Annotated in this window: 17 protein-coding genes; 16 read left to right on the plus strand and 1 reads right to left on the minus strand. The window is 37.4% G+C overall.

Features of this window, described 5'->3' with window-relative positions:
* The 3 genes from A5868_RS06195 to A5868_RS06205 all read left to right on the plus strand — a co-directional run.
* Positions 1 to 1,074: hypothetical protein (locus tag A5868_RS06195; RefSeq protein ID WP_369596931.1), on the plus strand; the 1,074-nt coding region annotated here is incomplete at its 5' end.
* Positions 1,075 to 2,322 carry a tetratricopeptide repeat protein gene (locus A5868_RS06200; RefSeq protein WP_086304315.1) on the plus strand — a complete coding sequence of 416 codons (1,248 nt, stop codon included), beginning with the start codon at positions 1,075 to 1,077 and terminating at the stop codon, positions 2,320 to 2,322.
* A gap of 13 nt (positions 2,323 to 2,335) precedes the next feature.
* Positions 2,336 to 2,881: a YpiB family protein gene (locus A5868_RS06205; RefSeq protein WP_086304313.1), complete on the plus strand. Its 546-nt coding sequence runs from the start codon at positions 2,336 to 2,338 to the stop codon at positions 2,879 to 2,881.
* Positions 2,882 to 2,925: 44 nt separating this feature from the next.
* On the opposite strand, the gene A5868_RS06210 is transcribed toward A5868_RS06205, so the two are convergent.
* Positions 2,926 to 3,816, minus strand: coding sequence for a YitT family protein (locus tag A5868_RS06210; RefSeq protein WP_010780955.1), 891 nt, complete (start codon positions 3,814 to 3,816; stop codon positions 2,926 to 2,928).
* A gap of 163 nt (positions 3,817 to 3,979) precedes the next feature.
* Between A5868_RS06210 and A5868_RS06215 the strand changes: the two genes are divergently transcribed.
* The 13 genes from A5868_RS06215 to lepB all read left to right on the plus strand — a co-directional run bounded on the left by A5868_RS06215 (position 3,980) and on the right by lepB (position 14,573).
* Positions 3,980 to 4,330, plus strand: a complete 351-nt coding sequence (locus tag A5868_RS06215) for a nucleotide pyrophosphohydrolase (RefSeq protein WP_086304311.1) — start codon at positions 3,980 to 3,982, stop codon at positions 4,328 to 4,330.
* Positions 4,327 to 5,544, plus strand: a complete 1,218-nt coding sequence (locus A5868_RS06220) for a CCA tRNA nucleotidyltransferase (protein WP_086304309.1) — start codon at positions 4,327 to 4,329, stop codon at positions 5,542 to 5,544. The genes A5868_RS06215 and A5868_RS06220 overlap by 4 nt, the downstream gene beginning before the upstream one ends.
* Positions 5,541 to 5,810: a thioesterase family protein gene (locus tag A5868_RS06225; protein WP_254908318.1), complete on the plus strand. Its 270-nt coding sequence runs from the start codon at positions 5,541 to 5,543 to the stop codon at positions 5,808 to 5,810. The genes A5868_RS06220 and A5868_RS06225 overlap by 4 nt, the downstream gene beginning before the upstream one ends.
* Positions 5,811 to 5,974: 164 nt before the next feature.
* Positions 5,975 to 6,427 (plus strand): hypothetical protein, encoded by a 453-nt coding sequence (locus A5868_RS06230; RefSeq protein ID WP_010780951.1) that lies wholly within the window; start codon positions 5,975 to 5,977, stop codon positions 6,425 to 6,427.
* Positions 6,428 to 6,624: 197 nt separating this feature from the next.
* Complete coding sequence (locus tag A5868_RS06235; RefSeq protein WP_254908317.1) at positions 6,625 to 7,209, plus strand: MarR family winged helix-turn-helix transcriptional regulator; 585 nt, start codon at positions 6,625 to 6,627, stop codon at positions 7,207 to 7,209.
* Between the two features lie 80 nt (positions 7,210 to 7,289).
* Entirely contained in the window at positions 7,290 to 9,164 is a 1,875-nt protein-coding gene (locus A5868_RS06240) for an ABC-F family ATP-binding cassette domain-containing protein (RefSeq protein WP_086304307.1), read from the plus strand.
* 98 nt (positions 9,165 to 9,262) lie between these two features.
* Complete coding sequence (locus A5868_RS06245; RefSeq protein WP_086304306.1) at positions 9,263 to 9,757, plus strand: dihydrofolate reductase; 495 nt, start codon at positions 9,263 to 9,265, stop codon at positions 9,755 to 9,757.
* A 110-nt stretch (positions 9,758 to 9,867) separates the two neighbouring features.
* Positions 9,868 to 10,707, plus strand: a complete 840-nt coding sequence (locus A5868_RS06250) for a DegV family protein (protein WP_086304305.1) — start codon at positions 9,868 to 9,870, stop codon at positions 10,705 to 10,707.
* 50 nt (positions 10,708 to 10,757) lie between these two features.
* Entirely contained in the window at positions 10,758 to 11,609 is an 852-nt protein-coding gene (locus A5868_RS06255) for an SGNH/GDSL hydrolase family protein (RefSeq protein WP_010780946.1), read from the plus strand.
* Complete coding sequence (locus A5868_RS06260; protein ID WP_010780945.1) at positions 11,609 to 12,223, plus strand: YpmS family protein; 615 nt, start codon at positions 11,609 to 11,611, stop codon at positions 12,221 to 12,223. The genes A5868_RS06255 and A5868_RS06260 overlap by 1 nt, the downstream gene beginning before the upstream one ends.
* A gap of 34 nt (positions 12,224 to 12,257) precedes the next feature.
* Positions 12,258 to 12,479, plus strand: a complete 222-nt coding sequence (locus A5868_RS06265) for a YozE family protein (protein WP_010780944.1) — start codon at positions 12,258 to 12,260, stop codon at positions 12,477 to 12,479.
* An 81-nt stretch (positions 12,480 to 12,560) separates the two neighbouring features.
* A complete protein-coding gene (locus tag A5868_RS06270; RefSeq protein WP_010780943.1) occupies positions 12,561 to 13,979 on the plus strand; it encodes a S41 family peptidase in 1,419 nt (472 codons plus the stop codon).
* Between the two features lie 45 nt (positions 13,980 to 14,024).
* The gene (gene lepB / locus A5868_RS06275) at positions 14,025 to 14,573 is read left to right on the plus strand and encodes a signal peptidase I (RefSeq protein ID WP_010780942.1); all 549 of its coding nucleotides are present in this window, start codon (positions 14,025 to 14,027) and stop codon (positions 14,571 to 14,573) included.
* Positions 14,574 to 14,808 lie beyond the last annotated feature (235 nt).

Below are 14,808 nucleotides of genomic sequence, written 5' to 3' on the forward strand. Positions count from 1 at the left end.
ATAAGAAACGGGGTGAACAGAATGGAAAAAACGTATCAAAATCAGGAAAGTAAGACGCAGATCGTTTATGGAGAGACAGTCGCTTCAATGATGCGTAAGAAAGATTTGGAAAACAAACAAATTCTTTTCTGTGGGAACCAGCGTTATTATGATTTATTTGCGGAAAAATTGCGACAGTTTATCCCTGAGACGAGTACGCATGATTGGTTTATCACGCCCAATAATCGTTACTGTAATACAATGGAAAACTTTCAGGAGTTAATTTCCTTTTTAAATCGTTTTAGTCGACAAAAAGAAACGTTGTTTATTGGCATAGGAAATGAAGGTGTCGTTGAACTTTTAGGATTTACGCACCATGTCACAAATTTCAAAGGGAAGTTATTCTTTTTGCCGGTCTCTTTACGGTCCTTTGCCCAAAGCTTGTCCTTTATCGATCAAGTTGTTTCAAATAAGACGATGATGACAATCATGGAGATTGAGGAGGTTCCGCAAAGTATTTTGTATGATCATACGTTGACCGACCAGCAAACAACCGGGAAAATGGTTGATTTGCTAACGTTGATTCGATGTGGGATCGTTTGTGACTATTCATTTTTACAAAGTTTATATTTAAATTTTTCAACGCGTGAAGCATTATTACAAGATTCATTTTCAGCTTTTAGCGAGACACTCATTAATTATTATCAAGAGAATAGTGAACAGCTGCTGGGGTTTGGCAAAACTTTTGAGAAAGCTTTTTTCCAAACAGAGAATGGGTCCTTATTATCTAATAGTATGAAGACCATGTTTGGTTTACTATTTGAATTGGCGTGGAATGTCATAGCAAGCGATCTTCATTTCAATTTCAAAAATTTTATGATATGGTTGGTGCGATTAGGATTTCCAATTGTAATGCCGGAGGGGATCTCGTTTTCCGATTATGGTCAGCAAGTAATTCTTTTGGCGGAGGAAAAACCATTAACAGGATTGACCCAAATTGGCGAAGTTGGACAAGAAAAAATACCAACACAAAAAGAGCTGCTTCAAATGTTTGAAGTATATCAAAAAAATGTTACAGAGATCAGGGGAGAATAAATGTCTAGTTATAGTGAAAAGATGCTAACAGCATTAAAAAATGAAGAATTAACAGAAGCAAATTTAATGTTTGAAGAGGCTTTAAAAAAGGATGAACCAGAAGTTTTGGCAAGTTTATCGGAGGAGCTGCAAACATTAGGATTTCTAGAAGAAGCGAAACGTATTTTAGAAAAGCTGGTAGCAGATTTCCCTGAAGAAGATGTTTTCTATCTATCATTAGCAGAGATCGCGATTGAAGATGACGATATTGATGGTGCCTTTGAATATTTAGAAAAAATTCAACCTGACAGTGAGAATTATTTAGAAAGTTTATTAGTGACAGCTGATCTTTATCAAGTTTTAGGTATTCCAGAAGTTAGTGAAGCCAAATTACTACAAGCTAAAACACTAGCGCCAGAAGAGCCTTTAATAACTTTTGCTTTAGCAGAGCTTCATTTTTCTGCCAATCAATTAGGAGAAGCCATTGACGACTATGGCCAGCTTCAGAAACAGGGAATCGATGAGGTAGCAAACATTTCTATTGATGAACGAATTGGTTCTGCTTATAGCATGATGGGGGGATTTGAAGAAGCAATTCCTTTTTTAGAAAAAGCATTAGAAAAAGAGCATACGTCGGATCGATTGTTCCAACTAGGCTTCACTTTTTATCAATTACATGATCATCAAAAGGCAATCAATTATTTACAGGAACTGATTACTCTCGATCCAGAATATCAGAGCGGCTACTATTATCTTGCAGATAGTCTAAAAGAAGAAGAATTACTTGAAGAAGCTTTATCCGCTGCTGAAGAAGGAATAAAAGAGAACCCTTATCAGGTTGAATTACTGCATCTGGCTTCTGAAATTGCGTACCGCTTACGAGACAGTAAAAAGTCTGAAGAACTGTTAAAACAGGCGCTCGAAGCAGGTGAAAAAACAGACGAAACATTACTTACGTTAAGTAATCTTTATCTAAATGAGGACCAACCAGACAAAGCGATTGAGATGATCAGCCAAATGGATGAAGAAGGTAATCCTTATGCAGCGTGGAATTTGGCACAGGCATATAATGAGCTGGAAGACTTTGGCGCAGCTCGGACCTATTACAAGCAGGCATATGAGGATTTGGCTCATGAACCTGATTTCTTGAAAGCCTATGGTATTTTCCTACGTGAAGATGGTCAACTTGATTTAGCGCGTACGGTCTTGGTCGACTATTTACAAATGGAACCTGGTGATTTAGAGGTGCAATCATTATTAGAAGAATAGAGAGGTGAAGAAAATGATCGATGTAAGTGAAAAACGTGAGTTTCTTGTGTGGCTGATAAACAATGTTAGTTTTCAGCGGCGCGAAGTGATTTGGATTTTGAACTATTTAATTAATCATGAGGCAATCCTTAGAAATGTCCATATAGTAGAGCAAGCGCTTGAAACAAAGCGGGGCTTAGTATTTAGGGATATCACTCAACGGGATGAACCAATGGTGTTTACAATTGAAGGACATCAGTTTTCTAACAGCGATCAAATTTTTCATGAAATTCGTTTGCATTGGCAGCAGCCTCTATATTTGGAATGTATTTTCCCAAATTCATGGCAAAATTCACAATACTTATCTGTTCTTGAAGACAATCCGGCACTTTCTTGGAACGATACGGTCAGTGAGGAAATTGTTTTGGAAGTAGAAAATTATTTAAAATATGAAGAACACGAAGCACAGGCCAATCTATTAAAAAAACAAATAGACATGGCTCTTGAAGACGGTGACAGAGAAGCTTTTCTCATGTTATCCGATGAACTGAATCGGTTGAAGTTAATGTTACATGAATAAAAAAACACAGACAGCATGACGGTTTAATGCGTGTCTGTGTTTTTTTAATTGGTCCTTTTTAAAGTGAATCTTCGCCGTTGCGGTTTCAAATAAGTAAAACCTTCGCCTTCGACATCGTGTACATTACTTATTAGAATAAATGCTTTTTCGTCGACAGAATGAACAAGTTTCTTTACTTCATTGATTTCTTGCTGCGAAACGACGATATAAACGATTCGTTTTAACTCCGAAGAAAAACCGCCTTCGCCATGAAGATACGTGACGCCCCGCTCTAAATGCGCCATCAACAGTTCAGCGATGACATTGCTTTCGTTGGAAATGATCATCACACCTTTAGCAGCGTACCCGCCAGAAGACAGCATATCTACGACTTTACTGAAAACGAATGAAACAATCAGCGTGTACATCATCCGCTTCAAATCAAGATAAGTTAATGAACAAATCAGAACGATGATATCAAAAACTAATAACGATTTTCCCATAGTAAAGCCAATTTTTTGTTCTAAAATACGAGCAATAACGTCTGCACCGCCAGTTGTACCACCATTTCGATAGACCAATCCGCTACCAAATCCGGCAAATAGTCCGGCTAAGATAGAGACGATGAATAAATCATGATCTAAATTGATTTGTAACGGAATTCTTTGCCATATCCATAAAAAGACAGACAAGCAGACGGTCCCTAAAATTGTATAGTAGAAGGAACGTTTACCCAATATTTTTCCACCGATTAAAATCAAAGGTATATTAATGATTAGTGTAGTATAAGCAGGGTCAATACCGAATAGGGCTCGAATAATCAACGTAATACCCGTGACACCGCCTTCTGCCAAGTGATTCGCAATATTCAAATAAACTAGACCAAATGCGTAAATGGCTGTTCCCACCACAATGAACGTAATTTCCTTGATCCGTGTAGACAAAGTCGTTTCCATACGACACCTCCTGATTATTAATGAATGAAACGAATTTAATAATGATATAACTTATTTGAGTTAAAATTCAATCCTCAATCAACATAGCATGAATTTCAGTTAGTTACAACAACATGATAGGAAACAAATCTGTTTTTTGATAAGATAGGTTTGAGGTGGTTTGATGGATGAAAAGACAATGAAAATCATGCAACAAGAAGTTGATGATTATATAAAACAATTTAAAACAGGTTATTTTTCACCGCTTGGACAATTAGCTCGTTTAACCGAAGAAGTTGGAGAACTAGCACGCGAGGTCAATCATTACTACGGTGAAAAAAAGAAAAAAAATTCTGAAAAGCCAAAGACCGTAGAAGAGGAACTAGGAGACGTGTTATTTGTAACGATTATTATGGCAAATTCTTTAGGAATAGATTTAACTGAAGCCTTCAATCAAAACATGGACAAATTCAATCAACGGGATCATTTTCGTTTTGAGCGAATTGACGGTGAGATAGAGGGGGAACATCAATGAAACTAGAGGCTTTTCCATTAGAGTTTCAAGGTGCAATGCCAATTTTAAGAAAATTGCAGAATGCTGGATACGAGGCGTATTATGTCGGTGGGAGTGTTCGTGATATTTTGTTGAATAAGCCTATTCATGATGTGGATATCGCAACCAGTGCGTTTCCTGCAGAAGTAAAAGAATTGTTCCATCGTACGATCGATGTTGGAATAGATCACGGAACCGTGATGGTACTTACAAAAGAGGCAACGTATGAGGTTACAACGTTCCGTACAGAATCAACGTATCAAGATTATCGGCGTCCAGATCATGTAGAATTTGTTCGTTCATTAAAAGAAGATCTTAAACGGCGTGATTTTACAATCAATGCGTTAGCGGTCGGGATTGATGGGACTATTATTGATCTTTTTGATGGATTAGAGGATTTAAGAAACAAAGTATTACGTGCTGTAGGTAATCCTTATGAACGATTTCATGAAGATGCGCTGCGCATGATGCGGGCACTACGATTTGTCAGTCACTTAGGATTTACATTAGAGCCGGATACCTTTGAGGCGATTCAAGAATACCATTCTCTATTAGCGAAAATATCTGTTGAGCGTATCAACGTTGAATTTGTCAAGTTGATGATGGGATCGTTTCGTGAAGCGGGCTTGCGTTCTTTCGTAGAGTCGGAGTGTTATATCTATTGTCCAGGGTTACGTGATTATGGAGAGGCATTGTTGAATTTTGCCGAGCTTCGAGGTCCGGCAATTCCAACAGAACGTCAAGCTTGGACGCTATTAATGACTATGCTAAATATGGAAGCTAAGGACATTAGTCATTTTATGAAGGAATGGAAATGTTCGAATCAACTGATCCGAGAAGTAACGGAGATGGTTCCGGCTTTAAACTTTCGCTTGGAACACGAATGGGATAACTGGACGTTGTATCAATTAGGAAGAGAGTTAGCTCTTTCTGTTGAATACTTACTCTATTACTTTGATCGGGAGCCTAATTTACCCAAAGTTCGATTGCTCTATCAATATTTACCAATAAATTCTTTAAAAGATTTAGAGTTAAAAGGAAATGAAGTAATGGAACATTTTGACTACCCACGCGGTCCGTGGATTAGCAAAACATTAAGCACTTTAGAAAAGGAAGTTGTTGAAGGCCGACTCGAGAATAGTAAGGAAGCACTATTAGATTTTGCGCAGGATTTTTTAGAAAAGGAGAGGCTATGAAAGAGATAACAAAAAAATATTTAGTTAAAGAAGAACAAAGCGCTCTTAAAATGGGATCAGGAGATTTAGAAGTTTTAGCTACCCCTGCATTGGTAGCAATGATGGAAAATTGCTGTAAGGTCCTTCTGTCATCACAGCTTTCGTCAGAGCAAACCAGCGTTGGTTTTAAAATGAATGTAAAGCATCTGTATCCTACATCTGTTGGTGAAGAAATTAGAATTGAAGCAACGCTAATGGAAGTTGATAATAAAAAAACAGTTTTTTAATCAAAGCCTACGATAATAAGCAGTTGATTGGTGAAGCAACGCATCAACGAGCCGTCGTTGAAATCGCAAATTTTCTTGAAAAATTGAAGTAGAAGCACAACATGTGACCGTTTACTCAAGGTGTGCTAAACTTATTTTTAGATTAGCAGTGAGGAGAATGCAGAATGGCAAGAGAAATGACAGCGTTAAAATTCTATTTTCGAAATGGCGAAACTTGGACCATCGATCGCCGTTACATTGGCGATTTATGGATAAAACAAATTACGACTAGTTTCGGAAGAATTCATGGAAGTGAGTTCGTGGAAATACATCCATGTGCTGGCTTCAAAATTGAAATTTATCAAGAAGGGGACCATGTCCAAACAACAGATATCAATCTGGGCGGTTTAGAGTTAGGAATGTTTGAGCGTGCTCGCAAATTCGAGGACATTGAACGTATGGAAATCATCTATCGTGCGGGACATCCTGATTCTGTTTATTTCCCTTATAAGGATAAAGACCACGAAGGATTAGACAATATTTACCAATCAACAAAGGTCTCTGAAAAAACGAAAAGTTTATATATCGTGATTGATCCAACAAAAAATGTTGATGATGTTTACGGTGACCAATTTTAAAGATCTGTTACGGAGCGTCCTAATTAGGATGCTTTTTTTATTAAACAGTTGTGCGAATTAAATCGTTGTTCTTGATTGTAAGGAAAATTGTAAAGCAATTATTAAGGTACCAGAATAATTTTAGGAAGTCGCTTGCTTTTTTGATAAGGTACCTGTATTATATATTTATAAGGTACCTTAGCAAAAAGGAGAGATGAATGATGGAAAATCAAACGAATGAACAATTTATGAGATTACAACATGATTTGCGACGTTATTATCATCGTAAAATGGCGAAAAAGGAGGGATTTGGTCCTCATCGAGGTCAAGGTCGCGTCTTAACTTTGTTGAAGATGAATCCAGAAATCAGTCAAAAAGACCTTACGTTTGTTTTAGGAATGAGACCACAATCTGTCGGAGAGCTGCTACAAAAACTTGAGGACAAAGAATTAATCACTCGAAAAGCGTCCGACCAAGATCGTCGAATCATGATCATTCGATTAACAGATCTCGGAAAAGAAGAAGCCGAAAAAATTTCAGAAAGACCTGATTTTGGCGAAGAGTTGTTTGCAGATTTTACAGATGAAGAAAAAGAAGAATGGTCACGTTTAGTTGAGAAACTAAGTGAAACGTTGAAGAATCAATTAGGTGAAGAAGATTCAGAAGAGTCCTTTGGCGGCGGTGGGGATTTTGCCGGTCCTCATTCCCCCCATGAACATGGCCCTCATGGCTTCAGAGGTCCTCATGGTAGAGGGCCTGGACATCCTCACCACTTTGATGAATTTAGTGGATTTAACTGGTAATGAGAAAGCTGTAAAGGAAAAATTTCCTTTATGGCTTTTTTTTGTTACAATAACTGAGAGAAATTTGAGGATGGTTCAGAATGAAAGAATTAAAAGTTACGGATCTTTATAAAACATTTGGCGATAAAACTTTATTTGATCGTATTTCCTTTCTAATCCATGAAAAGGATAGAATCGGTCTGATCGGTGTTAATGGAACAGGGAAATCAAGTTTACTGACAATACTCTCTGGGAGAGACAGCGGCGATGGGGATGTTTCAGCAATCGAGAAGGCGAGCGATTATCGAATTGGCTATTTGCCGCAAGAGCAAAATTTTTCTCAAGAGTTAGTAGTTCTCGATGCTGTTTTCCAGGGAGATAATCCATTAATGCAGACTGTTCGGGATTATGAGAAAGCGTTATTACGTTTAGAGTATGAGAATAATAGAGAATCACAGCGTCAATTTACCTTGGCAGAAGAAGCAATGAATAAGCAGGATGCATGGACTGCAGATAGCGAAGCAAAAGCGATTTTAAATAAACTTGGAATCCATGAATTAGAGAAAAAGATTGGCGAGCTTTCTGGTGGTCAAATTAAGCGAGTGGCCTTAGCTCAAGTTCTAATCGATGCACCCGATCTATTATTATTGGATGAACCAACAAATCATCTTGATTATGATGCCATTCAGTGGTTAGAGGGTTACTTAAAAGTGTATACAGGTTCTCTTTTAATGGTTACCCATGATCGGTATTTCTTGGATCATGTGACGAATCGCATTTTTGAGCTTTCTTTTGGGAAACTATTTGAATATCAAGGAAATTATGAGTCTTATTTAGTGGAAAAAGCGGAGCGCGATCGCGTGGACATGGAGCAAGAGGGAAAAAGAAAGCAATTATATAAACAAGAACTCGCTTGGATGAGAGCTGGAGCAAAAGCGCGAACGACAAAGCAACAGGCGCGTATAAACCGTTTTGAAGATTTGAAAGAAAATCTTCATCAAGTAAAGACGGACGGACAGCTTGAAATGAATATAGCAACTACTCGTCTTGGAAAAAAAGTTTTAGAGTTGAAGGAAGCAGAGTACAGCATTGGTGAAAACGTAATTTTGAACCATTTTGATTTGCTCATTCAAACTAGAGAACGGTTAGGTATCACTGGGAAAAACGGTGCAGGTAAATCAACACTGCTGAATATTCTAGCTGGACGTCTACAATTAGACGATGGTTTATTTGAAGTTGGCGAAACGGTTCGTTTGGCTTATTACACACAACAAAATGAAACATTAGACCCGAACAAGCGTATGATCGCGTATTTACAAGAAGCTGCGGAAGAAGTGAAACAGCGAGACGGCTCTCAAATTAGCGTAGCAGAACTATTGGAGCGTTTTTTATTCCCACGTTTTATTCACGGGACATTGATTGGAAAATTGTCTGGTGGGGAAAAACGACGGCTGTATTTGCTAAAATTATTGATTCAACAGCCGAATGTATTGCTCTTAGATGAACCGACGAATGACTTAGACATTGCTACGTTGACTGTATTAGAGGATTATTTAGCAGAATTTTCAGGAGCGGTTATTACGGTTTCGCATGATCGCTATTTCCTAGATAAGGTTGCGGAAAAGTTACTTATTTTTGAAGGGAACGGCAGGATCATTCCTTACTTCGGTTCCATTATGGATTTCTTGGACCAGCAGTCTCCAATAAAAGAAGAAAAGCAAGTCAAACAAAAAAGTCAAACAAAGGAACGAAAGAAAAAGCTTTCCTATAATGAACAAAAAGAGTGGGATACAATCGAAGAGGACATTTCTATTCTAGAAAGCAAAATAGAAGACTTAACAGAAGAAATGAACCATCAAGGGGACGACTTCACGAAGCTGCAAGATTTACAAAAAGAAATTGAAAAAAACGAACAATTACTTGATGAGATGATGAATCGCTGGGAATATCTCAGTGAGATTTTAGAAGATCAGTAATTTTGTGATTCTAATATTAATTTTAATCAATAGAGATTTTTTACGAGTATCTCGTTGTATTTATAAAAAAACGATGCTATTAAGTTTGGAGGGAAACAATGCTGATTGCGATTTGGGCACAGGATAAAAATGGCTTGATTGGCAAGGATAACCATTTGCCTTGGCATTTGCCAAATGATTTGCGTTTCTTCAAGGAAATGACATTAGAGCACACCTTAGTGATGGGACGTAAAACATTTGAGGGAATGGGTGGACGCCCCTTGCCACGTAGGCAGACAATTGTATTGACTCATGATAAAGACTATCATGCTGAAAATGTTTTAATCATGCACTCACTAGAGGAAGTGCTCGATTTCGATAAAAAAAATAATGGGAACATTTTTATTGCAGGAGGGTCTGCAATCTATACCGAATTCATGCCCCATTGTAAGAAAATCTATCGAACGTTCATCGAAGCTAGTTTTGAAGGCGATGCCTATTTTCCTAATATGAAGTGGGAAGAGTGGCAGCTGACTGAGCGAAGACAAGGACAAAGAGATGACAAAAATCCTTATCGCTATTATTTTGAAATGTATGAAAGAACCGGGTCTTAATGGCACGGTTTTTTCAAGATTTATAAAGAAATAGTTTCAAGAATGATTTATTTCATAAGGTTTGATATACTAAAATTAATTTGAAACTAGGTATGGAAAGAAGGATCAGAATGCCAAATGTTAAAATTGTAACCGACTCTTCTTGTACGATTGAAAAATCGGTGCGAGATGAATTAAATATTACTGTAATTCCACTATCTGTCATGATTGATGACGTGGTCTATCCTGACGATGATGAGTTAACCGGTGAAAAGTTTATGGCCATGATGGCACAAGCTAAAAATTTACCGAAGACTAGCCAACCTCCAATTGGATATTTTGCCGAACTTTATGATGAATTAGGCAAAGATGGCAGCTCTATCGTCTCGATCCACATGTCTCATACTTTAAGCGGAACCGCTGAAGCTGCTAGACAAGCAACTTTCTTAAGTAGCAGTAATGTAACAGTTATTGATTGCGGATTTATTGACCAATCCCAAGCTTTTCAAGTGATCGAAGCTGCAAAATTGGCACAGTCAGGGGCAAGTCTAGAGGAGGTCTTGGCAGGTGTCGAACAAGTAAAAAATCACAGCAAACTATTTATCGGTATTTCTTCACTTGATAACTTAGTGAAAGGCGGGCGCATTAGTCGAGTCGCAGGGGTTATTTCAAGTGTATTGAATATGCGAGTGGTCATGGAGCTTGAAGAGGGTGAATTATTACCCATTACGAAAGGCCGCGGGAAGAAAACATTTAGTAAATGGTTCACGGCATTTAAAGATGAGCTAACAAAAGTCAATGTAAAACAAATTGGTATTTCTTATGCTGGCAAACTTGAGTTTATCGATGAAGCCAAGCTAGCACTTCAAGAAATGTTCCCAGATATGCATATACCTGTGCTGCATACGAACCCAATCGTTGCCACGCATACGGGGCCGGGCGCATTTGCGATCATGTATTATACAGAGTAGTCGAACTTGCCTCTAGAAATAGAGGCGTTTTTTTACAAAGGAGTAGATGAATGAAACGATTTTCAATAATAGTGGTTCCTTTAGTTACAGCAGTAGTTACTTTGCTTATTCTCTTCTTAACAATTCCGAAAGCCGAATCTAGAATCCGCGTTGTTCGGGATGAAAGTCAAAATTATAAGAAATCTGTTCACTTTGTAGCTGTGGGAGACTCACTTACAGAAGGAGTCGGCGACCAGACAAAACGCGGTGGCTATGTACCTTTAGTAGCGGATGCCTTACAACAAAAATATGGATTAACTTCAATCGAAAAAAATAATTATGGTGTTTCTGGCGAGCGCAGTGATCAAATATTAAAGCGTGTAAAAAAAGATACAGATTTGCGAAGTAGTTTAGCAAGTGCAGATTTTATTACGATGACGGTTGGGGGAAACGATCTCTTTCAAGCGTTTCAGAAAAACCTTACTGCGAAAAATGCGAAGCAATTTGACCGGCCTATTAAAAAATATGGGGAGCATGTCAAAAATATTTTAGAAGAGATGCGGGAATTAAATCCCAACGCCCCTATTTACATTATAGGAATTTACAATCCCTATTTCTTGAATTTCCCAGATATAAAAGCCATGCAGACTGTCGTTGATAATTGGAATGACGAAACTCAGAGTTTAACAAAAGAGACCAAAAACTGCTTTTTTGTTCCCGTTAACGATCTCCTTTACAAAGGGATTGCAACAAAGGACAGTGGTCAAACAAATGAAAGCTCAAATTCTGAGGTTAAAAACAATGCCTTATACGATGAAGACAATTTTCATCCTAACAATTTAGGATATCAATTAATGGCTACAGCAATTCAAGAAAAAATAGTAGAGACAAAAGATTTGTGGTTAATAAAGGAGAGCAATTAATGAAGGAAAAAATGAAAAAAATCAACGGCTGGAAAGTGGCTTTCCTCGTGTTGATCGGTGTTATTTTAGGAGGCGTCATTTTTTCTACTGTCCGTATATTTACAGCTCGAGAAACGAATCTGCCTTCAAGCGCTGAAACGACGGTACCGAAAGGTTCTCCTGTTTTAACAATGAACACCAATAAAAAGAAATTGAATACGGTCATGGAATATTTTCTAAATGATCTTCAAAAGGGTTCCGATATTAAATATGAGTTTTATTTAGAAAATCAAGCCATGCTAAAAGGTGAATTCAAAATATTAGGAGCGAAAGTGGATTTTTATCTTTACTTTGATCCGTATGTTATGGATAATGGCAATGTCCAATTGAAAGCCCGAGATTTGTCTATAGGATCTTTAAACTTACCCGTGAGTCAAGTTATGGCTACCGTAAAGCGTGGCTACAAATTCCCCAAATGGGTAGCAATTGATCCGGAAGAGCAAACTATCGTTCTGAAATTGAATGAATTTAAAATGAGTAATGGAATGTTTATCAAAGCAAATCATATTGATCTTGTAGGTGATGACATTCAATTTAGTTTGTATTTACCAAAAGAAAAAAAGGCAAATGACTAAAAGAATTACTAGTGATCGTTGAGGTGGCATTAAATTGAGAAGAAGCTTTTACCATTATATTTTGACTCAGCGTGGTCATCGTCCGAATGATCCTGTTGAGGCTTTTGCAGAGTCTGTTGCAAAAGACATCATGTTTCCTAAACATTCAGATGACTATCATGAGATTACGGATTACTTGGAACTAAGTGTGGATTATTTGGACTCAATGGATCTTTTTGATCAACTTTGGGATAAATATTTAGAAAACAATAAATAAAAAAAAGGAAAAGTTGTAGAAGGCTTTTCCTTTTTTTTCTAGCATGCTATCATGAAAAAAAGGGTGAAAGGAAAATGCGCCTTGCAGAAAAAAACGTTACCAGTATCGATTTTTTTAATATCGATCGTATGTACTGTCGTGATCACTGCTGTTGTTACTCATTTTATTGAGCAGAAACAGGCAATGGATAATGACTCTGTCGTTAAAATCACGAGAAATGATTTGGACGATGTCCAAGATTTATATGATTTGATTAGTACCAATTATGTAGATAAAGTGAATAAAGAACAATTGATTCAAGGTGCTTTAAATGGAATGACAGAATCTTTAAAAGATCCTGAATCAGAGTTTCTGACGGCGACAGAAACAAAGGAACTGAATGCAAAAGTTGCTGGAAGCTTTGAAGGAATCGGAGCCAATTTGCAATTAGAAAATCGTTTGCCAGTTATTGACCGTGTTCCTGTAAAAAATTCTCCTGCTGAAAAAGCCAAATTGAAGGCAGAGGATGTTATTTTAGAAGTCAATGGGCAAAAAACAAAAGATAAATCGTTAGATCAAATTTCAAGTATGATTCGCGGAAACAAAGGGACTCAGGTCAAGTTACTTATTAAGCGCGGTGATGAAGATTTTGAGGTGACGTTAGAGCGTGATATTGTTCCAGAAGATACAGTCAAAGGCAATTTAGATCCAGAGGATAAATCAATTGGTTCCATTCAAATTGATAACTTTAGGGAAACCACTGCACTTGAATTTCGAACAATAATCGAACAGCTAAGAAAAGAAGGTGCGAAGTCATTTATTATAGACTTGCGCCAAAATTCTGGTGGATTGATCGCTGAAGCCGAACGAGTAGCAAGTTACTTTTTAGAAAATGGCGATACGATCGCTCAGTTTTCAAATAATAAAAAAATTATTTCCATTGATAAAGCAGGAAAAAAGATTGATCAAGGATTTAAAGTAAAGGAACCTACCGTTTTCCTGGTTGATCAAGAGAGCTCCTATGGTGCTGAGCTTTTAGCAGCAGCAGTCAAAAATAAGAACTATCCTATCATCGGGGTAAATACTTTTGGCAAAGGCAGTGTTCAAAGTATTAGCCCCATTGGAAAGGATAATTACGTCCAGTTAACTATCATGAAGTGGTTTGCTCCAGATGGTTCATCCGTCGAAGGCAAAGGAGTAGCTCCAACGATAGAAGCAGATTACCCTGAGTATGCAAAACTTCCACCCATTTCTAAGCAATCCAATTGGCGTATTGGGGACACTGGGGATGTAGTGAAGAATATCAATACGATATTAAACGCGTTGGGGTATCCAACAGAGGGCAATGTGTTTAATGAAGCGACACGAGATGCTGTCCTAAAAATTCAGACAGAAAACAATTTGTCTGCTACGGGTGCGTTGGATGACAAAACAGTTGATGTTTTGCAAGAAAAAGTCTTCAAGCTTGTTAAAACCAATGATGTTGCTTATGCAAAAGCTTTGGAAACATTAAAAAAATAGCTTTAAAGTGGACTCTGGTGTTCTAGAGAACAGGGAGGGAAACAATTGAAATCTTTATTAACCAAAGGTCATTTATGGTTGGCCGTGAAATATTTATTAATTTCCCTCTTTATTGGTGTGGTGATTCGTGGATTCTTATTAATTCCTGTTCCGGTGACAGGCAATTCAATGGATCAAACCTTGAGTCAAGGGGACATGGTCTTGATGGAAAAGTTTAGTAAGGTAAGACGATTTGATGTTATTGTTTTTCAACAGTCCGATGGGACGATTTATATAAAACGAGTGATAGGACTCCCTGGTGATGAAATTCGATATGAAAAAGATCAACTTTATATCAATGGAAATAAAATATCTGAGTCTTTTCTTACCAACAATCGAAATCATGACCACCAAGTTTCTCCGTATACGACAGATTTTCAATTAGAAGAATTGATCGGTGAAAAGAAGTTGCCCCCCAATGAGTATTTTGTTTTAGGGGACAATCGGAGAATTTCGAAAGACAGCCGCTCTTTTGGAACTGTTCAAAGTAAGGATATTTTAGGAAAAGCGCAAGCAGTCTACTATCCGATAAAACATATTAAAATTATTTCGTAAAAAGATGGTTCGAACCGTCTTTTTATTTTGAATATATTTGAGAAAGTGTTCGCGTCTTCTCGAACAATAGTAATCGCAGATTCAGTGAAAAAAGGGAGCATCATACCCTTTAAGTTAACAAAAGAAAATGAAGTCGTTCGTCAAAAATACTGGAACTTGGATAATAATTATTTTTGATCAATGATTATTCAAAAGTTTTTATAGAAAAACATTAAAAGAAGAGTTGTGTTACAAT

This window comes from Enterococcus sp. 12F9_DIV0723 (genome assembly GCF_002174375.1).
Lineage (GTDB): Bacteria > Bacillota > Bacilli > Lactobacillales > Enterococcaceae > Enterococcus_A > Enterococcus_A gilvus.